Origin of the sequence: Streptomyces sp. NPDC002463, assembly GCF_042889835.1 — a bacterium.
GTDB lineage: Bacteria > Actinomycetota > Actinomycetes > Streptomycetales > Streptomycetaceae > Streptomyces > Streptomyces nymphaeiformis.
In genome coordinates this window covers 803,047-826,442 of the sequence record NZ_JBIARL010000001.1, presented here as the reverse complement: position 1 = coordinate 826,442, position 23,396 = coordinate 803,047, and the positions used below count along the sequence as shown (strand labels likewise).

The 23,396-nt window shown below is 71.5% G+C and carries 23 protein-coding genes; 13 read left to right on the top strand and 10 right to left on the bottom strand.

Features of this window, described 5'->3' with window-relative positions; translation table 11 throughout:
* The 4 genes from ACFYX3_RS03895 to ACFYX3_RS03880 all read left to right on the top strand — a co-directional run bounded on the left by ACFYX3_RS03895 (position 1) and on the right by ACFYX3_RS03880 (position 5,140).
* A complete protein-coding gene (locus tag ACFYX3_RS03895; RefSeq protein ID WP_389007650.1) occupies positions 1 to 1,581 on the top strand; it encodes an NADH-quinone oxidoreductase subunit M in 1,581 nt (526 codons plus the stop codon).
* On the top strand, positions 1,578 to 3,227 hold the full coding sequence (nuoN, locus tag ACFYX3_RS03890; RefSeq protein ID WP_389007648.1) for an NADH-quinone oxidoreductase subunit NuoN: 1,650 nt from the start codon (positions 1,578 to 1,580) through the stop codon (positions 3,225 to 3,227). The genes ACFYX3_RS03895 and nuoN overlap by 4 nt, the downstream gene beginning before the upstream one ends.
* 123 nt (positions 3,228 to 3,350) lie before the next feature.
* Positions 3,351 to 4,271: an AraC family transcriptional regulator gene (locus tag ACFYX3_RS03885; protein ID WP_389007646.1), complete on the top strand. Its 921-nt coding sequence runs from the start codon at positions 3,351 to 3,353 to the stop codon at positions 4,269 to 4,271.
* Between the two features lie 41 nt (positions 4,272 to 4,312).
* Entirely contained in the window at positions 4,313 to 5,140 is an 828-nt protein-coding gene (locus ACFYX3_RS03880; RefSeq protein WP_389007644.1) for a carbohydrate-binding protein, read from the top strand.
* Here ACFYX3_RS03880 and fahA read toward each other — a convergent pair.
* Positions 5,137 to 6,363 carry a fumarylacetoacetase gene (fahA, locus tag ACFYX3_RS03875; protein WP_389007642.1) on the bottom strand — a complete coding sequence of 409 codons (1,227 nt, stop codon included), beginning with the start codon at positions 6,361 to 6,363 and terminating at the stop codon, positions 5,137 to 5,139. The genes ACFYX3_RS03880 and fahA overlap by 4 nt on opposite strands.
* A gap of 295 nt (positions 6,364 to 6,658) precedes the next feature.
* On the opposite strand from fahA, the gene ACFYX3_RS03870 reads away from it, so the two are divergent.
* Positions 6,659 to 7,987, top strand: coding sequence for a peptidase (locus ACFYX3_RS03870; RefSeq protein WP_389007640.1), 1,329 nt, complete (start codon positions 6,659 to 6,661; stop codon positions 7,985 to 7,987).
* Positions 7,988 to 8,017: 30 nt separating this feature from the next.
* On the opposite strand, the gene ACFYX3_RS03865 is transcribed toward ACFYX3_RS03870, so the two are convergent.
* Positions 8,018 to 10,021 (bottom strand): CocE/NonD family hydrolase, encoded by a 2,004-nt coding sequence (locus ACFYX3_RS03865; protein WP_389007638.1) that lies wholly within the window; start codon positions 10,019 to 10,021, stop codon positions 8,018 to 8,020.
* 240 nt (positions 10,022 to 10,261) lie between these two features.
* On the opposite strand from ACFYX3_RS03865, the gene ACFYX3_RS03860 reads away from it, so the two are divergent.
* A complete protein-coding gene (locus tag ACFYX3_RS03860; RefSeq protein ID WP_359515563.1) occupies positions 10,262 to 11,272 on the top strand; it encodes a polyprenyl synthetase family protein in 1,011 nt (336 codons plus the stop codon).
* A 132-nt stretch (positions 11,273 to 11,404) separates the two neighbouring features.
* Entirely contained in the window at positions 11,405 to 12,592 is a 1,188-nt protein-coding gene (locus ACFYX3_RS03855; protein WP_389007635.1) for an outer membrane lipoprotein carrier protein LolA, read from the top strand.
* Between the two features lie 69 nt (positions 12,593 to 12,661).
* Here ACFYX3_RS03855 and ACFYX3_RS03850 read toward each other — a convergent pair whose 3' ends face one another.
* Positions 12,662 to 13,978, bottom strand: coding sequence for a M28 family metallopeptidase (locus ACFYX3_RS03850; RefSeq protein ID WP_389007633.1), 1,317 nt, complete (start codon positions 13,976 to 13,978; stop codon positions 12,662 to 12,664).
* A 260-nt stretch (positions 13,979 to 14,238) separates the two neighbouring features.
* Between ACFYX3_RS03850 and ACFYX3_RS03845 the strand changes: the two genes are divergently transcribed.
* On the top strand, positions 14,239 to 14,700 hold the full coding sequence (locus ACFYX3_RS03845; RefSeq protein WP_389007631.1) for a pyridoxamine 5'-phosphate oxidase family protein: 462 nt from the start codon (positions 14,239 to 14,241) through the stop codon (positions 14,698 to 14,700).
* 63 nt (positions 14,701 to 14,763) lie between these two features.
* On the opposite strand, the gene ACFYX3_RS03840 is transcribed toward ACFYX3_RS03845, so the two are convergent.
* The 3 genes from ACFYX3_RS03840 to ACFYX3_RS03830 form a co-directional block, all read right to left on the bottom strand.
* Entirely contained in the window at positions 14,764 to 15,783 is a 1,020-nt protein-coding gene (locus ACFYX3_RS03840) for an LD-carboxypeptidase (RefSeq protein WP_389007629.1), read from the bottom strand.
* A 53-nt stretch (positions 15,784 to 15,836) separates the two neighbouring features.
* Positions 15,837 to 16,634 carry a helix-turn-helix domain-containing protein gene (locus ACFYX3_RS03835; RefSeq protein ID WP_389007627.1) on the bottom strand — a complete coding sequence of 266 codons (798 nt, stop codon included), beginning with the start codon at positions 16,632 to 16,634 and terminating at the stop codon, positions 15,837 to 15,839.
* A 228-nt stretch (positions 16,635 to 16,862) separates the two neighbouring features.
* Complete coding sequence (locus tag ACFYX3_RS03830; RefSeq protein WP_389007625.1) at positions 16,863 to 17,312, bottom strand: ATP-binding protein; 450 nt, start codon at positions 17,310 to 17,312, stop codon at positions 16,863 to 16,865.
* A gap of 142 nt (positions 17,313 to 17,454) precedes the next feature.
* On the opposite strand from ACFYX3_RS03830, the gene ACFYX3_RS03825 reads away from it, so the two are divergent.
* Both ACFYX3_RS03825 and ACFYX3_RS03820 read left to right on the top strand, forming a co-directional pair.
* Positions 17,455 to 18,321, top strand: a complete 867-nt coding sequence (locus tag ACFYX3_RS03825) for a Scr1 family TA system antitoxin-like transcriptional regulator (RefSeq protein WP_389007623.1) — start codon at positions 17,455 to 17,457, stop codon at positions 18,319 to 18,321.
* Positions 18,318 to 18,509, top strand: a complete 192-nt coding sequence (locus ACFYX3_RS03820; protein ID WP_389007621.1) for a DUF397 domain-containing protein — start codon at positions 18,318 to 18,320, stop codon at positions 18,507 to 18,509. Before ACFYX3_RS03825 ends, ACFYX3_RS03820 begins: the two co-directional genes overlap by 4 nt.
* Before the next feature lie 30 nt (positions 18,510 to 18,539).
* Here the strand turns inward: ACFYX3_RS03820 and ACFYX3_RS03815 are convergent, their stop codons facing one another.
* The gene (locus ACFYX3_RS03815) at positions 18,540 to 19,007 is read right to left on the bottom strand and encodes a VOC family protein (RefSeq protein WP_389007619.1); all 468 of its coding nucleotides are present in this window, start codon (positions 19,005 to 19,007) and stop codon (positions 18,540 to 18,542) included.
* A 21-nt stretch (positions 19,008 to 19,028) separates the two neighbouring features.
* Here ACFYX3_RS03815 and ACFYX3_RS03810 point away from each other — a divergent pair, with 21 nt between their 5' ends.
* Both ACFYX3_RS03810 and ACFYX3_RS03805 read left to right on the top strand, forming a co-directional pair.
* A complete protein-coding gene (locus ACFYX3_RS03810) occupies positions 19,029 to 19,622 on the top strand; it encodes a CGNR zinc finger domain-containing protein (protein ID WP_389007617.1) in 594 nt (197 codons plus the stop codon).
* A gap of 46 nt (positions 19,623 to 19,668) precedes the next feature.
* Positions 19,669 to 20,316, top strand: coding sequence for an NADPH-dependent F420 reductase (locus ACFYX3_RS03805; RefSeq protein WP_389007615.1), 648 nt, complete (start codon positions 19,669 to 19,671; stop codon positions 20,314 to 20,316).
* On the opposite strand, the gene ACFYX3_RS03800 is transcribed toward ACFYX3_RS03805, so the two are convergent.
* On the bottom strand, positions 20,313 to 20,930 hold the full coding sequence (locus ACFYX3_RS03800) for a DUF4291 domain-containing protein (protein ID WP_389007613.1): 618 nt from the start codon (positions 20,928 to 20,930) through the stop codon (positions 20,313 to 20,315). The genes ACFYX3_RS03805 and ACFYX3_RS03800 overlap by 4 nt on opposite strands.
* 101 nt (positions 20,931 to 21,031) lie before the next feature.
* Between ACFYX3_RS03800 and ACFYX3_RS03795 the strand changes: the two genes are divergently transcribed.
* Entirely contained in the window at positions 21,032 to 21,349 is a 318-nt protein-coding gene (locus tag ACFYX3_RS03795; RefSeq protein ID WP_376588512.1) for a DUF6401 family natural product biosynthesis protein, read from the top strand.
* 25 nt (positions 21,350 to 21,374) lie between these two features.
* On the opposite strand, the gene rarD is transcribed toward ACFYX3_RS03795, so the two are convergent.
* Positions 21,375 to 22,301, bottom strand: a complete 927-nt coding sequence (gene rarD / locus ACFYX3_RS03790; protein ID WP_389008104.1) for an EamA family transporter RarD — start codon at positions 22,299 to 22,301, stop codon at positions 21,375 to 21,377.
* A 153-nt stretch (positions 22,302 to 22,454) separates the two neighbouring features.
* The gene (locus tag ACFYX3_RS03785) at positions 22,455 to 23,321 is read right to left on the bottom strand and encodes an SDR family oxidoreductase (protein WP_389007611.1); all 867 of its coding nucleotides are present in this window, start codon (positions 23,319 to 23,321) and stop codon (positions 22,455 to 22,457) included.
* Positions 23,322 to 23,396: the final 75 nt, after the last annotated feature.

The window sequence follows — 23,396 nt, the reverse complement described above, 5'->3', positions numbered from 1 at the left end:
ATGTCCTTCCCGCTCCTTACGGTGACGGCGGCGGTGCCCGCGGTGGGCGCCGTGCTCACCGCCGCCGTGCCGGCCGCCCGCCGCACCGGCGCCAAGTGGCTGGCGCTGCTGGTCTCGCTCGCCACGCTCGTGCTCGCCGCCGTCGTCTGGGCACAGTTCGAGCCCGGCGGCCCCCGGTACCAGCTCACCGAGTCGCACGCCTGGATCAAGGACTTCGGCGTCCGGTACGAACTCGGCGTCGACGGCATCGGGGTCGCGCTCATCGGGCTGACCGCCCTGCTGATCCCGTTCATCGTCCTGGCCGGCTGGCACGACGCCGACCCGCTGGAGACCTCCTCCAAGCGGTGGCGGCCGACGCAGGGCTTCTTCGCCCTGATCCTCATGGTCGAGGCGATGGTGATCCTCTCCTTCGAGGCCACCGACGTCTTCCTCTTCTACATCCTGTTCGAAGCCATGCTCATCCCGATGTACTTCCTCATCGGCGGCTTCGGCGACCGCGCGCACAGCGGCTCCGACGAGAACGCGGCGGCCCAGCGCTCCTACGCGGCGGTCAAGTTCCTCCTCTACAACCTCGTCGGCGGCCTGATCATGCTGGCCGCGGTCATCGGGCTCTACGTGGTCGCGGGGAACTTCTCGCTCACGGAGATCACCGAGGCCCGGGCCAACGGCTCGCTCGACATGGCGACCAACACCGAGCGGCTGCTCTTCCTCGGCTTCTTCTTCGCCTTCGCGGTGAAGGCGCCGCTCTGGCCGCTGCACACCTGGCTGCCGAACGCGATGGGGGAGTCCACCGCCCCGGTCGCCGTCCTCATCACCGCCGTCGTCGACAAGGTCGGCACCTTCGCGATGCTCCGCTTCTGCCTCGGGCTCTTCCCCGAGGCCAGCAAGTGGGCCACCCCCGCGATCGTCGTCCTCGCCCTCATCAGCATCGTCTACGGCGCGCTGCTCGCCGTCGGCCAGCGGGACATCAAGCGCCTGGTCGCCTACGCGTCGATCTCGCACTTCGGCTTCATCATCCTGGGCATCTTCGCGATGACCAGCCAGGGCCAGTCCGGCGCCACGCTCTACATGGTCAACCACGGCATCTCGACGGCCGCGCTCATGCTCGTCGCCGGCTTCCTGATCTCCCGGCGCGGCTCGCGGCTCATCGCCGACTACGGCGGTGTGCAGAAGGTCGCCCCGGTGCTCGCCGGCACGTTCCTGATCGGCGGCCTCGCGACCCTGTCGCTGCCCGGACTCGCCCCGTTCGTCAGCGAGTTCCTGGTCCTGGTCGGCGCGTACGCCAGGTATCCGGTGGCCGGCGTCATCGCCACCACCGGCATCGTCCTCGCCGCGCTCTACACCCTCGTCCTGTACCAGCGGACGATGACGGGCCCGGTGAAGGAGGAGGTGCGGGCGCTGCCCGACCTGCGGGCGCGCGAGCTGGCCGTGGTCGCCCCGCTGATCGCCGTCCTGATCTTCCTCGGTGTCTTCCCGAAGCCGCTGACGGACGTCGTCAACCCGGCCGTGCAGCACACCATGTCGGACGTCCAGCAGAAGGACCCCCAGCCCCAGATTCAGAACGTGGAGGCGGCCAAGTGAGTTCCATGGCTGTCCACAGCTTGTGGACGACAGCTGCCGAGCCGCTGGACAAGATCCCGGCACCCCACATCGAGTACACGCAGCTCTCGCCCGTGCTCATCGTGCTCGGCGCCGCGCTCGTCAGCGTCCTCGTCGAGGCCTTCGTGCCCCGCAAGGCCCGCTACCACAGCCAGGTGTTCCTGTCGGTCCTCGCGCTCGTCGCCGCCTTCGCCGCCATCGTCGGCCTGGCGGCGGGCGGTTACGGCTCCACCAAGGCCCACATCGCGGCCATGGGCGCCATCGCCGTCGACGGGCCCGCCCTGTTCCTCCAGGGCACCATTCTCCTCGCCTCCCTCGTGGCGGTGTTCACCTTCGCCGAGCGCAGGCTCGACCCGGCCGACCACGGCCACAAGGTCGACTCCTTCGCCGCCGAGGCCGCGGCCGTCCCCGGCAGCGAGCAGGAGAGGGCCGCGGTCAAGGCCGGGTTCACCACGACGGAGGTCTTCCCGCTCGCGCTCTTCGCGATCTCCGGCATGCTGGTCTTCCCGGCCGCCAACGACCTCCTGACGCTGTTCGTCGCCCTGGAGGTCTTCTCCCTCCCGCTGTACCTGCTCTGTGCCGTCGCCCGCCGCAAGCGGCTGATGTCGCAGGAGGCGGCCGTCAAGTACTTCCTGCTCGGCGCCTTCTCCTCGGCGTTCCTGCTCTTCGGGATCGCCCTGCTGTACGGCTACGCGGGCTCCGTCTCGTACGCGACGATCGCCCGGGTCGTCGACGGCTCGATCGGCGCCGTCGACCCGGCGCTCGCCGACACCATGGGCAACGACGCGCTGCTGCTCATCGGCTTCGCGATGGTCCTCATGGGGCTCCTCTTCAAGATCGGCGCCGTGCCGTTCCACATGTGGACCCCGGACGTCTACCAGGGCGCCCCGACCCCGGTCACCGGCTTCATGGCCGCCGCGACCAAGGTCGCCGCGTTCGGTGCGCTGCTCCGCCTGCTGTACGTGGTGCTCCCGGGCCTCACCTGGGACTGGCGCCCGGTCATGTGGGGCGTCGCCATCGTCACGATGCTGGGCGGTGCGATCGTCGCCATCACCCAGACCGACATCAAGCGGCTCCTGGCGTACTCGTCGATCGCGCACGCGGGCTTCCTGCTCGCGGGCGTCATCGCGGCGACGCCGGCCGGCATCTCGTCCGTCCTGTTCTACCTGGGCGCCTACTCCTTCGTGACGATCGGCGCGTTCGCGGTCGTCACCCTGGTCCGGGACGCGGGCGGCGAGGCCACCCACCTGTCCAAGTGGGCCGGACTCGGCCGCCGTTCGCCGCTCGTCGCGGCGGTCTTCGCGGTCTTCCTGCTCGCCTTCGCCGGCATTCCGCTGACCTCCGGCTTCTCCGGGAAGTTCGCGGTCTTCTCGGCGGCGGCGGACGGTGGCGCGGGCGCGCTCGTGGTGGTCGGTGTGATCTCCTCGGCGATCGCCGCGTTCTTCTACATCCGCGTCATCGTCCTGATGTTCTTCAGCGAGCCGAAGGCGGACGGCCCCACGGTCGCCGTGCCCTCGGCCCTGACGAGCATCACGATCACGGCAGGTGTGGCGGTCACCCTGGTCCTCGGCCTGGCCCCGCAGTACTTCCTGGACCTGGCGAACCAGGCGAGCACGTTCGTCCGGTAACGCGGACGGCACGCGCGAGGGCCCGGCTCGGGGGCGAGCCGGGCCCTTCGCGTTCCTGACAGGGGCCGGGGGGCGTGGCATCGTGGACGCCCGAATGGTCTGTACCAGTCGGGGAGGCGGGCGATGCGCGACACCACGGTCTTGGCGGGGGGTCCCTGTGCGGCTTCTCGGGAGGGGGAGCCGCCCGTGCACCGGCTGGAGTTGTCGCTGCCCGGGCAAGTTCCCTTCGCCGCCGGCGGGTTCGATGCGATGGGGCCGATGTCCCGGGCCGCTTTCCCGCATCGGCATACGTTCTACGAGATCGTGCATGTCGTGGGCGGGAGCGGTGCGCATGTGCTCGATCTGGAGCGGTACGAGGTGCGGCCGCCGCAGCTCGGGGTGATCCTGCCCGGGCAGGTGCACCACTGGGAGGGGGTGCGCGGGCTCGAGGGGTCGCTCGTGCTCTTCACGCCCGAGTTCCTCGTGGGAGGGGGCGGTGACGAGGGGCTGTTGCGGCGGCTCGGCGAGCGGCCCTGGGTGGGGCTCGACGACGCCGCTCACGAGCGGACCTCGCTGTTGATGGCCGAGCTCGCCGAGGAGTACCGGTGCGGGGCCGACGGGTTCGCCGGGGTGCTGCGGTCCCTGCTGCACGTGCTTCTCGTGCGGGCCGCGCGGCTGCCCGGAGCCCCGGCCCGGCCCGCGCCCCCGCAGGGGGTCGCCGGGGAGTTCCTGCGGTTCGCCGGGCGGGCCGGGGCCGACGGTCTTTCCGTACGGGAGTGTGCCGTGCGGCTCGGTGTCAGCCCCGGTCATCTCGCCGAGGCCGTCCGGGCCGCCACCGGCCGCACCCCCGCCGCGCTCCTGCGCGAGGCGCGCACCAGAGAGGCCCAACGGCTGCTCTTCAGCACCGAGTTGTCGGTGCGGCAGGTCGCGGCGCGGGTCGGTTTCGCCGATCCCGCGTACTTCTGTCGCTTCTTCCGGCGGGAGACGGGGCGCAGCCCCGGGGACTTCCGAAAACACCACGACCTCCGGGGTCCGTCCATCGAGGACGGAAGCCCGGCCGCCTAGGTTCGTTGTCATCCCCCCAGGCCCCCCACACAGGAGCAGGCATGGACAACGAGACCGCCGCCGGACACATCACCCGCAAGACCGTGCTGCGCGCCGCACTCGCGGCCGGGATGGCCGCGCCCGTCGCCCTCATGGGCGTCCCGGCGCTCGCCCGTACCCTCACCGACGGGACCGCCGCGCCCGCGCTCACCCCGGAGTGCGACGACGGCGACACCCCCACCCCGGAGCAGACGGAAGGGCCGTACTTCAAGCCCGACTCCCCGCTCAGGAGCAGTCTTCTGGAGGCCGGTACCGCCGGGACCCGGCTCACCGTCAGCGGTTACGTCTTCGGGCTCGCCTGCCGGCCGATATCGGGTGTCCTGCTCGACTTCTGGCAGGCGGACGTCAACGGTGCGTACGACAACACCGGCTTCCGCTTCCGGGGGCATCAGTTCACCGATGCGAGCGGGGCCTTCAAGCTGACGACGATCGTCCCGGGGCTGTATCCCGGGCGGACCCGCCACATCCACGTGAAGCTCCAGGCGCCGGGGCGGCCCGTGCTCACCACCCAGCTGTACTTCCCGGGCGAGCCGCGCAACAACACCGACTCGATCTTCGACGCCCGGCTCCTCATGACCGTCCGGGACGCCGGCACCGCGAAGGAGGCCGCCTTCGACTTCGTCCTGAACGTGCCGCAGGACCCCGGCCCCACGCCGACGCCCACCCCGACGTCCACGGGCGTCCCGGGCGGGACGTGGGCCGTCGGGACCGCCTACCGGGCCGGGGACGCCGTCACGTACGGCGGTCCGGGCTATGTGTGCCTCCAGGCGCACACGGCCCAGACCGGCTGGGAGCCTCCGAACGTCCCCGCCCTCTGGCGCGTCGCCTAGGCCGACGGAACGATCCGGCCCCGGACCTCGCCCAGGGCCACCCGGGTGCCGTCCGGGCCCGGCGCCCAGGCCGTGAGGACGACCTCGTCGCCGTCCTCCAGGAACGTCCGCTTGCCGCCCGCGAGTTCGAGGGCGTCGCGGCCGTTCCAGGTGAGCTCCAGGAGCGAGCCGCGCTGGTTCACCTCGGGCCCGGAGACCGTGCCGGAGCCGTACAGGTCGCCCGTACGGAGCGAGGCGCCGTTCACCGTCATGTGGGCGAGCTGCTGGGCCGCCGTCCAGTACATGGAGGAGAACGGCGGCTCGGCCACGACCTCGCCGTTGATCTCCACCGAGATCCGCAGGTCGAAGCCGCCCTGCTCCTCCTCGGCCGCGTCGTCCAGGTAGGGGAGGAGCGGGAAGTCCCGGGCCGGCGGGGCGGTCCGGGCCGCGTCCAGGGCCTCCAGGGGCGTCACCCACGCCGACACCGAGGTCTGGAACGACTTGCCGAGGAACGGGCCGAGCGGCACGTACTCCCAGGCCTGGATGTCCCGCGCCGACCAGTCGTTGAGCAACGTCAGACCGAAGACGTGCTCCCGGAAGTCGGCCAGCGGGACCGGCTTGCCCAGCTCCGAGGGCGTGCCGACGAGGAAGCCGACCTCCGCCTCGATGTCCAGCTTGATCGACGGGCCGAAGACCGGGGCCGGGTCCGTCGGGGCCTTGCGCTGCCCGGAGGGGCGTACGACATCGGTGCCCGAGACCACGACCGTGCCCGCGCGACCGTGGTAACCGATCGGCAGGTGCTTCCAGTTGGGGGTGAGCGCGTCGCCGTCCGGGCGGAAGATGCGGCCCACGTTGGTCGCGTGGTGCTCGCTCGCGTAGAAGTCGACGTAGTCCGCGACCTCGTACGGCAGGTGCAGCGTCACCGCGTCCAGCGGGTGGAGGAGCGGCTCGATGTCCGCCCGGTGCGCGGGCACCGTCACCCAGGCGTTCAGCGCCCGGCGGACGTCGCGCCAGGCGGTCCGCCCGGCCGCGAGCAGCGGGTTGAGGCTCGGCTGCGCGAGCAGCGTCGCGTACGGGGAGCCCAGCGCGTGCGCCGCGGCACCCGCGTCCAGGACGTGCCCGCCGATGCGGACGCCGAGCCGGCGCCGCCCGGGCTCGTCGGCGGTGGAGAAGACGCCGTACGGGAGGTTGTGCGGGCCGAAGGGATCGCCCTCGGCCAGATCGAGCGGGCTGTGCTCGGACATCGGTGCGTGCCTCGCTTTCCACGTGTGTGGGGGACACGTTACGGGGCGGGCCGCCGGGCGCGGATGACATGGATCACACAGAAAGCGCGGCCTCCGTGGGCAACTGCCCGCACTTGCGCGGTTTGTGGCCTGAACGGGTTCAGAAAGCCCCCGTGAGCTCCGGAAACATGGCTCCACGCGGACCGTTTCCGGCCATACGATCATGCCGGGTGCCGCGCCGCGTGAGGTAGCCGCAGGCGCGCGTCCGCCACCGTTCTTCGGAGTCTTTCTCTCTGACCAGGAAAAGGTCCACAACGTGAAGATCCGCCGCATTCTGGCGACGGCCGTGGCCGCCGCCGTGACCACCCCGGTCGTCTTCCTCTCGGCCGCCCCGGCGTTCGCCGACACCAAGCCGTCGCCCACGTCGACGCAGAAGCCCGCGTCCCACGAGGACGACCCCGACGAGGACATGCCCTCGATCGAGGAGCTCAAGGCCGCCGTCGCCGAGGCGCAGAAGGCGTACGACGAGGCCGTCGCCGAGCTCGACAAGGCCATGGCCGACCTGAAGGCCCTCGACAAGGACGACCACCCCCTCCGGGTCGCCGTCACCGAGGCCCAGAAGGCCGCCGACGAGGCCGCGGCCAAGAAGACCGCCGCCGACGAGGCGCTCGCCAAGGCGAAGCAGGACGAGCAGGCCGTGAAGGACCGGCCCGATGCCACCGACCAGGAGAAGGCGGACGCCGCCGCTGCCGTCGCCGCCGCGCAGACGGCCGCCGACGAGGCCGCCGCCGCGAAGACGGCCGCCGACGACAAGCTGGCGAAGGCCGACACCGCCTTCGACGACGCCAGGGTCGCCGCCGCCCGCGTGGTCGGCCTCGCCCAGAAGGTCAAGAAGGCTGCCGAGGAAGACCTCGACGACGCCAAGGAAGAGCTCGCCTTCTACGAGGACATGGGAGAGGAGTGCAAGGAGGACGGCTCCGTCAAGGTCGCCCTCACCGGCCCGAAGACGGTCACCGCCGGCAAGAGCGCCTCCTTCTCGCTGCGCGTCTCCAACGACGGCGACCGGGACCTGGACGCCGTCTCCGCCTACGTCAACGCCCTGCAGCTCCCCGAGCCCGGCGACGTCATCGACGACGAGACGGACTTCTTCGAGCGGTACATCTCCGTCGAGTGGTCCTCCGCCGACAACCTGGAGTGGACGCCGGTCACCAAGGAGTTCGACTCCATCGAGGTCGGCAAGATCGCCAAGGGCGGCCACACGGACGTGAAGCTGCGCCTCACGGTCAAGGCCGACGCCCCCGCCGGCAAGGGCTCGACCTTCGCCTTCGGCGCGTACGAGAACAACGACGGCAGCTGCGGCATGAGCGAGGACTACGCGACCCTCCAGTTCGACATCCTCGCCGCCGACAAGGGCGACAAGCCGAAGCCGACGGACACGCCGTCCCCGGCGCCGACCGTCACCACCGGCGGCAACACGAACACCACCCAGCAGGGCGGCAGGTCGAACACCCCCGTGAACGGCACGCTCGCCGCCACCGGTGCGAACGGCACCCTGCCGGTCGGTCTCGCCGCCGCCGGGGCCGTCGCCCTGGGCGCCGGCGCGCTGGTCGTCGCCCGCCGCCGCAAGGCCGGCGCGCAGGCGTAACCCCTGATCGGTCCCCCGTACGGCGTGAAGTCAGCCCGCCGTACGGGGGATCCTCTTCTCCCAGGTGCGGTGGAAGACGACCTCGCCGCCCTCCTTGCACACCAGCTCGTTCTCGGTGAGGAAGGCGTCCGCGTCGCAGGAGATCTGCGAGCGGGTGTCGATCGTGACGTCCCAGGCCGGCTCGGGCCGGTGCAGCCGGACGGTCCACTCCGAGCGGGTACGGGCGGACAGCGGGCCGCTCTCGTCGATCACGTACGTCTCCGCGGCGTCCTCGGTGTACTCCAGGCCGTCCGGGTACACGCGCGTGCCGCCCGGCCTCGGGTCGAGCTCCAGGCGCCACTCGCCCTTGGCCACGTCCCGGACCACGACCCGCTCCGGGCGCGGCTCCTCCAGGTCCAGGGTGTGCGGGTAGACGACCCCGAGGGGCTCGGACTGCTCGGGCTCCGCCCACTGGACGGCGTCCTGGGTGCGGGCGCGTACGGGCAGGGTGAGGTTCGAGCCCGCCGGGTCGAGAGTGAAGCCGGCGGCGTCGGGCTGGGGCCAGATCCACGGCCAGTACGTGGAGGAGACCGCGAGCCGCACCCGGTGGCCGGGCGCGAAGGCGTGCCCGATGCCGTTCAGCTCGAAGACGAGGCTCTCCGTCTCGCCGATCTGCGCCTCCACGGCCCGGTCACGGCCGTAACGGGCGGAGAGGTTCAGGGCGCCCCGGGTGACGAGGGTGGAGGAGCCGTCCGGGGCGATGTCGCAGAGCCGGGCGATCACCTGTCCGGTGGGGGCGGTCGTCCGCAGGGCGAGGCTCACGGAGGGCCGGCCCAGGATCTCGACGGGGCCGCCGTCCTCGGGCACGGGGAAGTCGAAGCAGGCCGAGCGGGCGTCCTCGTCGCGCTGGTCGGGCGGCAGGTCGGCGTCGTCGCCCGAGGGGAGGAAGCGGCCCGCGTCGAGCCCGGTCTGCTGCGGCGAGTCGACGACGACCGGGGCACCCTGGAGGCCGTACGTGACGGGGGTGACGTGCGGGGAGGGCCAGGCGGGGTCGGCGACCCAGCGGCCGGGCAGCTCCGCGTACACGGGCGCCGGCGGGTGCGAGTCGCTGATCCAGGAGCGCAGCAGCGGCTCGGCCATCACGTCGTTCTCGGCGTCCATGAGGTGGTGGTCCCACCAGCGCAGGGTCTCCTGGAGGAAGCCGATCGCCGGTCCCGGCGACAGGCCGCGGTCCGGGTACTGGTGGCACCAGGGGCCGAGGACCGCCCGCACCCGGTCCTGGGGGAGGTGCCGGGCGAGCCGCAGGACGGTGTCGCGGTACGGGTCGTGCCAGCCGCCGACGGCGAGGACGGCGGCCCGGACGGCGGAGTAGTCCTCGCGGACGCTGCCGTGCTTCCAGTACGCGTCCCGGGTCTGGTGGGCGAGCCAGGTGTGCAGGGGCGGCTCGACGGCCTCCAGGCGCTTCAGCCACAGCTCGCGCCACTCCTCGCCCACGTGCCGCGGGTCCGGGGGCCGGGCGACGGAGGCGAGCGCGGCGGCAGCGCGGGCGTGCATGCCGGTGCCGAGGACGGAGCCGCCCATGTAGTGGACGTCGTTGTCGTAGCGGTCGTCGGTGGCGCAGACGGCGACGACGGCCTTCAGGGGTTCGGGGGCGAGGGCGGCGACCTGGAGCGCGGTGACGCCGCCCCGGCCGAGGCCGAACATGCCGACCTTCCCGGTGCACCACTCCTGCCCGGCGAGCCAGTTCACGACGGCGACCCCGTCGGCGAGCTCGACGGCGTCGTACGCGTCGCCCGGCAGGCCCTCGCTGTTGCCGTGGCCGCGGACGTCGACCCGTACGGAGGCGTAGCCGTGGCCCGCGTACCAGGGGTGGCGCTGCCAGTCGCGGGGGGCGGTCCCGTCGGTGAGGCGGTCGGGAAGGTACTCCAGGAGGGCGGGTACCGGCTCGTCGGTGAGCGGGCGCCACACGCGCGCGTACAGCAGGGTGCCGTCGGGCAGCGGGATGCGGACGTCCTCGTGGCGGGTCTCGTACGGGAAGTCGGTGCGGATCTTCATCGCGGCTCCTGCGGCTCCCTCTCGACGGCGAATGGGCGGAGACTGTTCGAGTCAAACTGCGCAATCCTGGTCGTATCAGCTGATCACGAACATACCGGGGGTGACGGGAAGGCGCCCACGGTGATCGAAAGGTGACCGGATACGCTGGCTTGAGTGAATCGAGCGACACATCGACAATCCGTGTGACCGCACCGAAGCCGTGTGATCGTCAGTAGACGTCAGCAGACAGGAGACCCCCTCGTGACCGTCGTCGGGCCGTTCGGTCTTAGCGTGCGGGACCAGGCTCTTGAGGCCGATGTCCAGGCGGGTTTGGCGGCTGTGGAGGCGGGCCTCCTGGACGCCACCAAGAGCGACGTCCCCTTCATCACGGAGGCGGCCCAGCACCTCGTCCTGGCCGGCGGGAAGCGGTTCCGCCCCCTGCTCGTGATGCTCGCCGCCCAGTTCGGCGACCCCTACGCGCCGGGCGTCGTGCCCTCCGCCGTGGTCGTCGAGCTCACCCACCTGGCCACGCTCTACCACGACGACGTCATGGACGAGGCCGACGTCCGGCGCGGCGTCGACAGCGCCAATACCCGCTGGGGCAACTCCATCGCCGTCCTCACGGGTGACTTCCTCTTCGCCCGCGCCTCGCACACGCTCGCGGACCTCGGCCCCGAGGCCGTACGCATCCAGTCCGAGGCGTTCGAACGGCTCGTGACCGGCCAGATCCTGGAGACGGCCGGCCCGACGGACGGCCGTGACCCCGTCGAGCACTACCTCGACGTCCTCGGCGGCAAGACCGGCTCCCTCGTCGCCGTCTCCTGCCGCTTCGGCGCCATGATGTCCGGCGCCGACGAGAGCGTCGTCGACATCCTCACCCAGTACGGCGAGCGGCTCGGCGTCGCCTTCCAGCTCGCCGACGACGTCCTCGACATCGCCTCCGACTCCCACGAGTCCGGCAAGACCCCCGGCACCGACCTCCGCGAGGGCATCCCCACCCTCCCCGTCCTCCGCCTGAGGGCCGCCGCGGCCGCCCACGGGCGCCCGGAGGACCTGGAGCTCGTCGCCCTGATCGACGGCGACCTCGGCGACGACGAGCGGCACGCCGAGGCCCTGCGCCGGCTGCGCGCCCACCCCGCCCTGGAGCAGGCCCGCCGGGACACCGTGCGGTACGCCGAGGAGGCGCGCGCGATGCTGGCGCCGCTGCCCGAGGGGTACGCGAAGGCCGCCCTCGCGGAGATGTGCGACGCCGTGGTCCATCGAGCGGGCTAGGTCTTCTCAGGGTCGGGTCATCCCGAAGCAGTACGTGAGGTTGATCCCCGGGTCTGACGATTCCGGGCCCGCGTCTTGGTGAGATGGAGTCATCATCCACAGGGGCAGCACGGCACGGAGGTAGCGGAGACCATGGCAGAGACCCGTAAGGCGAGCCGGTTCATCGTCCCGGTCGCGGTGGCAGGAGTGGCCGCGGCGACCATCGGGCTCGTCCCGGCGCTGGCCGCGTCCGGCGACCCGGACCTGCCGGAGATCACGGCCCAGCAGCTCATCGAGAAGATCGCCGCCTCGGACACCCAGACCCTGTCCGGCACGTTCAAGATCTCCACCGACCTGGGGCTGCCGGCCCTCGGCGGCCTGGCGTCCGGCCTCGGGGGCATGGACGGCGGCTCCGCGTCGGCGGACCCGTCCGAGAAGCTCACCGAGCTCGTCTCGGGCAGCCACACCCTGCGCGTCGCGGCCGACGGCCCCGAGCGCCAGCGGCTCACCCTGCTCGACGGCTCCGACGAGTACAGCCTGATCCACAACGGCGACGACGTCTGGGGCTACGACAGCAAGTCGAACGAGGCCTTCCACGAGAAGGGCGCGTCGTCCGGTGCCCCGGAGAAGGAGCAGAAGCTCCCCGGCACGCCCAAGCAGCTCGCCGACGAGGTCCTCAAGGCCGCGGGCGACACCACGTCGATCACGGTCGACGGGACGGCGAAGGTGGCCGGCCGGGACGCGTACCAGCTGGTGATCAAGCCGAAGCAGTCCGGCTCGACGGTCGAGTCGGTGAAGATCGCGGTGGACGCGGCGAACGGCACCCCGCTGAAGTTCACCCTCTCCTCGGTCGAGGGCGGCAAGCCGGTCGTCGACGCGGGCTTCACGAAGGTCGACTTCGGCAAGCCGGCCGCCTCCGAGTTCACCTTCACGGCGCCGAAGGGCGCGAAGGTGACGGAGGGCGCGGCGGAGAAGTTCGAGAAGGGCGAGAAGGTCCCGGCCCCGGGCGATCTGCCGGAGGGCTTCGAGGAGGGCATCCCGGGCCTCGGTGACGTCTTCGGGAAGGACCTCGGCAAGGGCGGCGGCCCGGACGTCATCGGTGAGGGCTGGACGACGATCGCGAAGCTCGACACCGGCGCGCCGGCGCCCAAGACCGACGAGGCGCCGAAGGAGATCCAGGGCTTCCTGGACTCCTTCGGCGACAAGGTCAGCGGGAAGTTCGGCTCCGGCACCGTCTTCAAGACGAAGCTGGTGAACGCGCTCCTCACCGACGACGGCAAGGTCTACGTCGGCGCGGTGACGAAGGACGCGCTGGTGGACGCGGCGAACTCCGGCAAGTAGGGGTCGAGTTGGGACCCCGGGCGGGTCGGGGGCGAAATTCACCGACCCGCCCGGGAGTTCTGCGGGTGCTTACGGGAACGTCAGCTTGAAGCCGTTGATGTAACCCGTGTCGGCCGAGGCCTTGTCCTGGACGCGGAGCTTCCAGACACCGTTGGCGACCTCCGAGGAGGCGTCGACGGTGTACGTCTGGTTGATGTTGTCGGCGCTGCCGCCGGCCCGGTTGCTCAGGTTGTAGACCGAGCCGTCGGGGGCGATCAGGTCGACGACCAGGTCCCCGATCCAGGTGTGGACGATGTCCACGCCCACCTTGAGGGTCGAGGGCGCGTTGCCCGCGACGCCGCTGACGGTGACGGAGGACGTCACCGCGGCGCCGTTGTCCGGGACGGCGACGTCCGCGGTGTTCTCGAAGACCGTGCCGGTCGGCGGGGTCGTCGTCCCGGAGGACAGGTTCCAGACCGCGTACGCGATGGCGTCCGCGTTCCGGTCCAGGGCGGTGTCGTTGATGTTCGCCGTGGTGTCGCAGGACGCGTGGTAGCAGCGGTCGAAGGCCTGCCCGGCCGTACCGCCCCACTTCTGCGCCTGCGCCGAGGTCTTCGTGTAGTCGGCGCCGGAGAAGAGCCCGCCGACCGGGATGCCCACGTTCTTGAAGGGCGCGTGGTCCGAGCGCCCGTCGCCCTCGGTCTCGATCTCGGTGGGGATGCCGAGCCCGGTGAAGTAGGTCTTGAAGGTCTGCTCGATCGTCGGGTCGTCGTCGTAGACGAAGTAGCCCGGGTTGGGCGAGCCGATCATGTCGAAGTTCAGGTAGCCGCTGATCTTCGAACGCTCGGTGGAGGGCAGGTTGTTGACGTAGTACTTCGAGCCGACGAGCCCCAGCTCCTCGGCGCCCCACCAGCCGAAGCGCAGGTGCTTCGTCGGCTGGAGCTGGGCGCGGGAGACGGCGAGCGCGGTCTCCAGGATCGCGGCGGACCCGGAGCCGTTGTCGTTGATGCCGGGGCCCGCGGTGACCGAGTCCAGGTGCGAGCCGGACATGATGACCTGGTTCGGGTCGCCGCCGGGCCAGTCGGCTATCAGGTTGTAGCCGGTGGCGCCGTTGTAGCTGAACTGCTGGAGCGTGGTCGTGTAGCCGGCGGCGTCCAGCTTCGCCTTCACGAAGTCGATCGAGGCCTTGTAGCCGGTACGGCCGTGGGCGCGGTTGCCGCCGTTGGCGGTGGCGATCGACTGGAGGTCCGCCAAGTGCTGCTTGACGTTGGCGAGCGAGATGTCGGGCGGCGTGATGGCGGAGGCCGCGGCCGGGCTGGCGGAGGCGGTGGTGCCGGTGAGTCCGGCGAGTGCGAGCGCCGCGAGGGCGGCGGCCGCGGTGGCGCGTCTGGGCACGGAGATGTTCATGTGGGGGCTCCGGATTCCGAACGGGGATGGGACGGAACGTGCGAGACGCCCCGGGCGGCGGAGCCACGAGGCGTTGGAGCTGAACTGGTGTGCAGTGCTGCGCAGTTGTTCTGCTGTGCGTGCTGAATGTTCAGCGAGAGTTTGACGTCGCGTCAAGAGCGGAAACCGGTCAGGTGTGTTCGCTCAGCGGACGGTCCTGTCAACGGAGTAGGACCTGCGCCCCATGCGCACCGTGAATCCGCTGGTTAGGGTCGGCGTCCATGCAGCCAACGAAGATCACTCCTCGCACGCCGGCGGAGCGCATGCGGGACACCCTGGGACGGCTCGGCTCGGAGCGCGACATCTGGGTGTCGACGTCCCACCCGGACCACGGCCCGCATCAGGTGCCCCTGTGGTTCCTGTGGCACGGGCAGGCGGTGTGGATGTGCACCGGCGCGAACTCGGCGACCGTGCGCAACGCCCGCGAGGAACCGCGCGTACGCCTCGCGCTGCCGGATGCCGACGACGTCGTACTGCTGCAGGGCGAGGCGACCTGCTACGCGGCGCGGGACGTGCCGAAGGACGCGGCGGAGGCGTACGCGGGCAAGTTCGGCTGGGACCCGGGGAGCGAGGAGACCCCCCATGTGTACGTGCGCGTGGTGCCGCAGACGGTCCGTGCCTGGCGCGGAGTACCGGAACTGCGGGGCAGGGTCGTGATGCGCGCGGGGGAGTGGCTGGGGTAGCGGGCGGCGCACGCCCTCCCCGGAGGTGCTGCGAAAGGCCGTCGGCTCACTGTTCCGCCGTGCTCAGCCGACCGGTCCCGTCATCGCATGGGGCCTTACCGCCGGTTCGAGCAGCGACAACGTCCGCTGCCGCGCGTCGAGGCCGACGCGGATGCCGACCGGCATCGGCAGATTCGGGCCGGCGTGCCCGAAGTCGACGTTGCCCAGGACCAGGATGTCCCGGTCGCCGAGGACGTCGAGGACGATCTCGGGCAGGGTCGGGGACGCGCCGGGCTCAAGTCCGCCGATCTCGCGCGGAACGCCCACGACCATGCCGGAGATCCGGTCGAGGATGCCGCAGTGCCGCATCACCTGAAGGTAGCTCCACACGTGCGATGCCAGGCCGCCCATCTCCTCCCAGAACAGCACCGCACCGTCGAACCGATCGAGCGGCAGCGCGAAACGCGTCGCCTGCGCCAGCACGATGCGGTTGATCACCCCGCCGATCAGCCGGCCTTCGACACGCCCAGGACGCCAGCACTCCCACGACGGGCTCGCGGGCAGCGCACCGATCGCCTCGGTACCGGTCAGCAACCTGGAGTAGAGCTCCTCCAGTTCCGCTCGGCGCGCCACGGGCGCGGACTGCCAGTGTCCGCCGAAGCCGGGGACGGCCATGTCGGCGTGGAACCCGACCAGCCCTGTGCGCGCATGGAGCACCAGATGCAGCAGCGAGATGTCGCTGTAGCCGAGGACCGGCTTGGGGTCGGCCCTGATCGCCTCCACGTCGATCAGGTCGAGGTAGCCGAGCGCCGCCTGGCCGCCGTCGCTCGCGACGATCGCTCGCACCTCGGGATCGCGCAGAAGACCGTTGAGCTCGGCCGCGATCTCCGCCGGCGTGGCCGCGCTCCACCAATGGCGGCGTCCCGCTTCGAGCAGTGGAGCCCGGCGCACGCGGAATCCCATGCGTTCGAGCACGACGACCGTCTGCCGGACGTTGGGCTCGTAAGCGGCCGGCAGCGGACCGGACAGCGAGGCGATGACGACGAGATCTCCGGGCCTCAGCGCACGCGGTCGAAGCAGTCGAGGCGGCGCGGAACCCGTCATGGCGCCAGTGTCCCCGGTGTCATGGCCAGGGTCACGCGACTTTCGCCGGACGGTCAGGCGACGGCTCTCGCGGCCGTGCGGCAGTCGGTGCACAGGCCGTCTGGGGTCGGTGGTGGGAAGGGGCGGCGGCAGTCGTCGCACTCGATGAAGCGGGGAGTTGGAGCGGGCGGCGCGGGTGGCGGCGGGGTGGGAAGCGGTGGCGGCAGCAGGGTCCTCAGACGGTGGGCGAGGAAGCCGGCCGGGTGGGCGAGGGAGGCGGGGAGGTTCGCGCAGAGCATGCGGCGGACGGCGTCCGGGTGGGACCCCCGGTCGAGCCAGGCGGTGACCTCCGGGGCCAGGCGGTGTACGTCGCGCTCCGAGAGCAGCAGCCGGGGGTCGTGGACGCGCAGCTCCGCGAGGAGGGCGGCTGCGGCGCGGTGGCGCTCCGTGAGCGGCAGGGGAGGCGGGGGAGGCGGCGGGGGCGCCTTCCGCGCGGGTGGAGGCGGCGGTGCCGTCGTGCGCGCGGGCTTCGGTTCAGCCCCCGGCCGGTTGTACGAGATCGTGCGCGGCACGATCCGCCCGTCGGGGAGGCGCTCCCTCGTGCGCTCCAGGTAGCCGTGGGCCTCCAGCTCCCGCATGGCGGTGGCGATGCGCAGCTCGCTCTCCGGATGGCGGGACGCGATCGACTTGATGCCGACGGAGGCGCCGGCGGGCAGCGACTGGAGGTAGAGGGCCAGCCCTTTGGCGAGCAGCGACAGCTCGCGGTGCTGGGAGAGGTGGTTGCCCACGACCGTGTAGCGGGTCGTGTGGCGGACGTTGACGTGAATGAGCCCGGAGGCGCACGGACGCGCGCTAGCCTGTGTCGAAGCCATCGGGAAAGCGTCTACTTCCTCGGTGGTCAGGCCCTCGATCGGGATTGCGAGTCCCGGCCGGGGGCCGACGTCGTATGGGGGTTGTCGGCGTGAGCATATGCCAGGCAACCGGCTCCAAATCCAGCCCAGTTGGCCCAAGTCACCCGTGTGAGTGACGGGTGGGCGGCGGGGAGGCTGGAGGGGATTGGACGGGGATTTCCCCGGGCTTTGACTCTTTTACGTCGTGGTTCACCGCGACGCGGGGATTCGCGTCGCGGGCGGCTGTGACAGGGCCAGTTCGGCCCACACCGTCTTGCGCGGTACGGGCCCGGGCCGCACGCCCCAGCTCCGCGCGAGGCCCTCCACGATGAGCAGCCCGCGCCCCGACTCGACCGCCGTCGGATGTCCTGTGCGGGGAAGTCGGTCACCGCGCGTATCGGTGACTTCGATACGGAGGGTGCCGTCGGCGGCGGACAACGCGAGCCGGAAGTCCCGGCCCGGCACGCGGCCGTGCGTCACGGCGTTCGCGGCGAGCTCGGCGACGATGTGCGCGGCCGGCTCGGACACGTACTCCAGTTCCCAGGAACGCAGCTGCTCGACGGTGAGCAGCCGGGCGAGGCGGGCGCCGCGAGGGGTTGCGGAGAGCTGGATTCCGAATTGGCGTACGGACGCCATCAGTTGGGTGTGTTCCTGGTTCATGTCACCCAGGGTGGTGGGGCGTGCCTACGCTGCCCATCGAACACGCCCTTACGTACGGTTACTGTCCCGCGTCTGTCCGGCCCTGTCCCGACTGTCCCGCGCGGCGCTCCGGGAAGGGCTCTGCCGAAGGAGGTGGGCACGCATGAGCGTGGACGAGGTGGACGGCACGGGGACAGAGGACGCGGGCTGGGAGGTGGAGCCGGGGGATGAATCGGGTGCGGCGGTCGTCGCGGCGGTCGGCCGCCAGATGAAGCTGTGGCGGGAGTCGAAGGGCCTGAGTGCGGTCGAGTTCGGTGCGCTGATCGGTTACGGCGAGGACCTGATCCGCAAGATCGAACGCGGGGCCCGCATTCCGCGCCCGGAGTACCTGGACAAGGCGGACGGGGCGGTGGGGGCGGGTGGGCTCATCTCGGCGATGAAGAGGGATGTGGAGGAGGTCCGCTATCCGAAGCAGGTGCGGGATCTGAAGAAGTTGGAGGCGCGCGCGGTCGAGTTCTGCATGTACTCCAACTTCGATGTTCACGGGCTCCTGCAGACCGAGGAGTTTTCGCGGGCGATTCTGCGGACATGGCGCCCCGCCTACGGGCAGGAGGAATTGGAGCGCTACCTGGCGGCACGTGTGGCCCGTCGGTCGGTGTTGGAGAAGAGCCCGGCGCCCGAGTTCAGCTTCATCCAGGAAGAGGTCTCGCTGCGACGACCCATCGGGGGAAGAATGGTGCTGCGACGCCAGCTCGAACATCTTCTGGAGGTGGGCGAGTTGCCGCACGTCGAGATCCAGGTGATGCCGACCGAGCGTGCCGATCACCCCGTAACGGGAGGGCGGCTCGCGATTCTGAAGTTCGGGGACGGCACGGCGGTGGGGCGCATGGACGGAGACTTCGGCGGCCGCCCTGTTTCGGACCTCAAGCGACTCCGGATCTTGGAGCTGCGCTATGGCATCATCCGCTCCAAGGCCCTCACTCCGGCGGAGTCCAGGGACTTCATCGAACAACTGCTGGGAGAGACATGATCGGCAACCCCGAGCTGAACTGGTTCAAGAGCAGCTACAGCGACAGCGGTAACGGCAACGACTGCGTCGAGGTCGCCACCACCCCCGGCACCGTCCACGTCCGTGACTCCAAGGACGCCGAGGGCGCGCGTCTCGCGTTCGGGCCCGGTGCCTGGGCCGGGTTCGTGGAGTACGCCTCCGGAGAGTAGGCCCCCCGTCCTGGCGGGGCCCCGGCCCCGTCAGTGGACGCAGAACTCGTTGCCCTCGGGGTCGGTCATGACCGTCCAGGAGCCGCCGGGCTCGTCCACGTTGCGCAGGACCTTCGCGCCGTGGCCCTCCAGGCGGGCGACCTCCGTCGCGCGGGTCCCGGGCTCCGGGTGGAGGTCCAGGTGGAGACGGTTCTTGACGGTCTTCGCCTCCGGGACGCGCTGGAAGAGGATCCGGCGGCCCAGGCCCGTACCCGAGTTCGGGTCGTGCGGGTCGTCGGGGTGGCGGACGGCGGCGAGGTCGCGCCAGGCGAGGCGCTCGGCGGGCGTGCCCTCGTGGAGGGTGACGGTCACCTCGGGGGTGGTCGCGCCGAGGTCGAGGAGGCGGCGGACGAGGGCGTCGTGGTCCTCCTCCAGGTAGCCCAGGGCGGCGGCCCAGAAGGTGGCCTGGGCGTGCGGATCCGCGCTGTCGACGACAAGCTTCCAATGGATCGGAGTCATGTAACTCTTTATAGTGGTTACATGACAGGGGTCGCCACCGGAATGACACTTCTGCACCGCGACGGACAGCGTTTCCGCTTCGACGCCGGTGCGCTCTGCCTCGAACTCCTCCTCACCGGCGGCCCCGGGCCCGTCGCGAGCCGGTACGAGGTGCTCGACCGCGTCGACGGACTCCTCGGATGGGTGAAGGACTGCCGGCTGCCCGCCGGACTCGCCCCCGCCGTCACCGACGCCGAGCTCGCGGCCGTACGGGAGGTGCGCGACGCCCTCTGGGGGCTCGCCCTCGCACAGGCCCGGGGCGAGCGCCTCGACCCCGGCGCGCTCGCCGTGCTCAACGCCGCCGCCGCCGAGCCGCCCCTCGCCGCCCTGGTCCAGGAGGACGGCACGCGCGCGTGGGCCCCCGGCGCCACCGGGACCGGGCTCCTCGCGACGCTCGCCCGCGACGCCGTCGAGCTCCTCACCGGGCCGTACGCCGACCGGATCAGGGAATGCGGCGCCGACGACTGCGCGTTGCTGTTCGCCGACACCTCCCGCCCCGGGCGCCGCCGTTGGTGCTCGATGGACCGCTGCGGAAACCGCAGCAAAGTGCGGGAACACCGGGCTCGTACGTCATAGGGTCGGCCTGCCGGGCAGTCGACCCCCTCCGAAGGAGCGCAGGCACATGAAGATCGCCGTACTGGGAACGGGCGAGGTCGGACGCAGGCTCGCCACGAAACTGGTCTCCCTCGGGCACGAGGTCGCCCTGGGGTCCCGTACCGCCGACAACGCCGACGCCACCAAGTGGGCCGGAGAGCACGGCGGGGCGCACGGGACCTTCGCCGACGCCGCCCGCTCCGCCGAACTGGTCGTCAACGCGACCGGCGGGCTCGTCTCCCTCGCCGCCCTCCAGGCCGCGGGCGCGGACAACCTGAACGGCAAGGTCCTGATCGACGTCTCCAACGCGCTGGACTTCTCGGAGGGCTTCCCGCCCAAGGTCGGCCTGCCGGACGGCAGGAGCGTCGCCGAGCAGCTCCAGAGCGCCTTCCCGGAGGCGCGCGTCGTCAAGACGCTCAACACCATGACCAACACCGTCATGGTCGAGCCCGGCCGGGTTCCGGGGCACCACAACGTCTTCCTGAGCGGCGACGACGCGGACGCGAAGGCCGTGGTCGCGGAGCTGCTCGCCTCCTTCGGCTGGGCGGCCGACCGGATCATCGACCTCGGCGAGCTGTCGAGCGCCCGCGCCACCGAGCAGCTCATGCCGATCTGGCTGCGGCTCTACGGGGTGCTCGGGACGGGCGACTTCAACTTCTCGATCGCCGGAGCCTAGGCCGGAGCCGGAGCCGGAGCCGGAGCCCGCAGGTGGTCCAGGAGGCCCTCCTGCTCCGGGTACGGCTCCTCCCGGGGGAGCAGCCGGGCGGCGGCCTCCAGGTCGCCGGCCCGGACCAGGCCGTGGACCTCGTGCGCGAGCGGGGTCACGTCGGTGATCGAGACCGTCCACTCGTCCGCGTACCGCCGCGACGCCTCGCCCGCCAGGCCGAGCTGGAGCGAGCGGTGCGCGAGGGGCCTCAGGTGCAGGTCGCGCTCCGGGTCCCACTGGACCCGGGCCGGCGCCTGCCGCAACTGTCCCTTCCAGGACGCCTGGTCGGTGTGGAAACCGCGCTCGTAGTGCGAGAGGCAGGCGTTCCGCAGGGCCCACTCGAAGCCCTCGCGGGTGATCTCCACGGCCAGGACGGTCTCCTGGCCCTCCTTCTCGCCCCAGCCGCAGCGGTACATCATCCACAGGAACGACGGCTTGATCCACGTCATCCGGTCCCGCTTCCAGGTCTCCGGGAAGCGGCCGTCGCGGGCGGCGGGGAGGCCGATCCCGGGCCGGTAGGCCTGGTAGACGGTGATCGTGCGCTCGGTGTGCAGAGCACGGATCCGGTACTTCGGTTCTTCCATGTGCCACAGGGTGCTGGGCGGCCACCGGGCGTGGCCACCGGTTTTCGCGCTGCGAGCAACGTCACGGTCTCAACTGCCGAGTACGCCCCTAATGTGAAGGAATGAACGATTCGCCCGGCAGTCCGCTGATCGACGTCGCCGCCACGTACATGCCCCGGCTCTCGGAGTTCTCCTTGGAGCCGGGCCTCGTGGCCGCCGTCGACCAGCACGCGGCGGCCGTGTGCGACGCGCTGCTCCCGGTCCAGCGGGGCCCGGAGGGGCGGACCGTCGGCCGGGAGGAGTTGGCCGACTACGTCCTCGGGTTCACCGACCGGCTCACCGAGGCCGACTGGACGGAGCCCGTCGGCCACGACTTCGCGACCCTGCACCTGACGGCGGTCTGCTGGCTGATCCGGGAGCACGACCTGCTGGGCGCCTGAGCGCCGGCCCCGGGCCCGCCCCCGGTCAGCGTCCCGGCCGGGCCGACGGAGCGGCCTCCACCGGAGCGGTCTCCGGGCGAGCCGTCTCCGCGGCCGCGGCGGCCGCCGTCTCGACCTGCGCCCGGCTCTTCCGGGCCGTGCGGAGCGCGTCCCAGGTGAGGATCGTCAGGGCCAGCCAGACGAGGGAGAAGCCCGCCCAGCGCTCCGCCGGCATCGCCTCGTGGAAGTAGACGACGCCGAGGAGGAACTGGAAGGTCGGCGCGAGGTACTGGAGCAGCCCGAGCGTGGACAGCGGGACGCGGATCGCCGCCGCCCCGAAGCAGACCAGGGGGGCCGCCGTGACGATGCCGGTGGCGGCGAGCAGCGCCGTGTGGCCCGCGCCGTGGGAGCCGAAGGCCAGCGTGCCCCGGGTCCCGAGCCAGACGAGGTAGGCGAGGGCGGGCAGGAACTGGACGGCGGTCTCGGCGGCGAGCGACTCCAGGCCGCCGATGTTGACCTTCTTCTTCACCAGGCCGTAGACCGCGAAGGAGAACGCGAGGGTGAGCGAGATCCACGGCGGCCGCCCGGCCCCGACGGCCAGGACGAGCACGGCGGACAGGCCGACGCCGACCGCCGCCCACTGCGCGGGGCGCAGCCGCTCCTTCAGGACGAGGACGCCGAGGGCGATGGTGACGAGCGGGTTGATGAAGTAGCCGAGGGAGGCCTCGACGACGTGGCCCGTGTTCACGGACCAGATGTAGAGGCCCCAGTTCACGGTGATGACGGCGGCGGCGAGGGTGATCATGCCGAGCTTGCGGGGGCTGCGCATGAGCTCGGGTATCCAGCTCCAGCGGCGCAGCGCGAGCAGGGCGACGCCGACGAAGACCAGGGACCACACCATGCGGTGGGCGAGGATCTCGATGGCGCCGGCGGGCTTGAGGAGTGGCCAGAAGAGCGGGACCAGTCCCCACATGCCGTAGGCGCCGATCCCGTAGAGCAGTCCTGCTCGTGCCTCGTTCTTCTCCGTCTTCACCGGACCTCCCGCCCTGTGCCGCGCTGTCCTGTCGAAGGTAGCGCCGCACGGGGCGGATTGTCATGGCCGTATCGCCATACGGTCATGACAACGTCACGAGGCGGCCAGCGCGTCCTTGATCGTCTCGGCGATCGGGGTGGTCGGGCGGCCGGCCAGCCGGGCCAGGTCGCCGGTCTGCAGGGCGAGTGCGCCCAGCGCGATGGCACGGTCGACGTCGACCAGGATCTCGGCGAAGGCCTGCGGGACCCCGGCGCCGGTGAGGATCTCCAGGTGGGTCGCGGCGGGGACGTCGCTGTACGTGATCTCCCGGCCGGTCTGGGCGGCGACCTCGGCCGCGTACTCGGCGAGGGACCAGGCGGTGTCGCCGCTCAGCTCGTACGCCCGGTTCAGGTGCTCCTCGGCCGGACCGGTCAGGACGGCGGCCGCGGCGGCGGCGTAGTCGGCGCGGGAGGCGGAGGCGACCCGGCCCTCTCCGGCGTTGGCGACGACGGCGCCGTGGGCGAGGACGGGGGCGAGGTTGGCCGTGTAGTTCTCGGTGTACCAGCCGTTGCGGAGGAAGGTGTACGGCAGGCCGGACGCGAGGATCAGCTCCTCGGTCGCCTTGTGCTCGTCGGCGAGCGTGAAGTCGGCCGCCGGGCCGCCGAGGATGCCGGTGTACGCGAGCTGGGCCACGCCCGCCGCCTTGGCCGCGTCGATCACGGCGCCGTGCTGGGCGACGCGCTGCCCGACCTCGCTGCCCGAGACGAGCAGGACCCGGTCGCCGGCCTCGAAGGCGTCCGCGAGGGTCTCCGGGCGGCTGTAGTCGGCGATCCGCAGCTCGACACCGCGCTCGGCGAGGTCCGCGGCCTTCTCCTTGTCGCGGACGACGGCGGCGACGGACTCGGCGGGGACGGTTTCGAGGAGGGCGTCGACGACGAGACGGCCGAGCTGTCCGGTGGCTCCGGTGACGACGATGCTCATGGTGCTTCCTTCTTCCCGTGGGTGCGGTGGGCGATGCACTCACCGTACGGCGGGCGCTAACCTTTCGTAAGTACC

Bases quoted from the DNA above. Each gene is read 5' to 3' on its own strand.
- ACFYX3_RS03895 (WP_389007650.1), top strand. From the start codon at position 1: ATGTCCTTCCCGCTCCTTACGGTGACGGCGGCGGTGCCCGCGGTGGGC.
- ACFYX3_RS03885 (WP_389007646.1), top strand. From the start codon at position 3,351: ATGCGCGACACCACGGTCTTGGCGGGGGGTCCCTGTGCGGCTTCTCGG.
- ACFYX3_RS03880 (WP_389007644.1), top strand. From the start codon at position 4,313: ATGGACAACGAGACCGCCGCCGGACACATCACCCGCAAGACCGTGCTG.
- fahA (WP_389007642.1), bottom strand. From the start codon at position 6,363: ATGTCCGAGCACAGCCCGCTCGATCTGGCCGAGGGCGATCCCTTCGGC.
- ACFYX3_RS03865 (WP_389007638.1), bottom strand. From the start codon at position 10,021: ATGAAGATCCGCACCGACTTCCCGTACGAGACCCGCCACGAGGACGTC.
- ACFYX3_RS03855 (WP_389007635.1), top strand. From the start codon at position 11,405: ATGGCAGAGACCCGTAAGGCGAGCCGGTTCATCGTCCCGGTCGCGGTG.
- ACFYX3_RS03850 (WP_389007633.1), bottom strand. From the start codon at position 13,978: ATGAACATCTCCGTGCCCAGACGCGCCACCGCGGCCGCCGCCCTCGCG.
- ACFYX3_RS03845 (WP_389007631.1), top strand. From the start codon at position 14,239: ATGCAGCCAACGAAGATCACTCCTCGCACGCCGGCGGAGCGCATGCGG.
- ACFYX3_RS03840 (WP_389007629.1), bottom strand. From the start codon at position 15,783: ATGACGGGTTCCGCGCCGCCTCGACTGCTTCGACCGCGTGCGCTGAGG.
- ACFYX3_RS03835 (WP_389007627.1), bottom strand. From the start codon at position 16,634: ATGGCTTCGACACAGGCTAGCGCGCGTCCGTGCGCCTCCGGGCTCATT.
- ACFYX3_RS03830 (WP_389007625.1), bottom strand. From the start codon at position 17,312: ATGAACCAGGAACACACCCAACTGATGGCGTCCGTACGCCAATTCGGA.
- ACFYX3_RS03825 (WP_389007623.1), top strand. From the start codon at position 17,455: ATGAGCGTGGACGAGGTGGACGGCACGGGGACAGAGGACGCGGGCTGG.
- ACFYX3_RS03820 (WP_389007621.1), top strand. From the start codon at position 18,318: ATGATCGGCAACCCCGAGCTGAACTGGTTCAAGAGCAGCTACAGCGAC.
- ACFYX3_RS03815 (WP_389007619.1), bottom strand. From the start codon at position 19,007: ATGACTCCGATCCATTGGAAGCTTGTCGTCGACAGCGCGGATCCGCAC.
- ACFYX3_RS03810 (WP_389007617.1), top strand. From the start codon at position 19,029: ATGACAGGGGTCGCCACCGGAATGACACTTCTGCACCGCGACGGACAG.
- ACFYX3_RS03805 (WP_389007615.1), top strand. From the start codon at position 19,669: ATGAAGATCGCCGTACTGGGAACGGGCGAGGTCGGACGCAGGCTCGCC.
- ACFYX3_RS03800 (WP_389007613.1), bottom strand. From the start codon at position 20,930: ATGGAAGAACCGAAGTACCGGATCCGTGCTCTGCACACCGAGCGCACG.
- ACFYX3_RS03795 (WP_376588512.1), top strand. From the start codon at position 21,032: ATGAACGATTCGCCCGGCAGTCCGCTGATCGACGTCGCCGCCACGTAC.
- rarD (WP_389008104.1), bottom strand. From the start codon at position 22,301: ATGTGGGGACTGGTCCCGCTCTTCTGGCCACTCCTCAAGCCCGCCGGC.
- ACFYX3_RS03785 (WP_389007611.1), bottom strand. From the start codon at position 23,321: ATGAGCATCGTCGTCACCGGAGCCACCGGACAGCTCGGCCGTCTCGTC.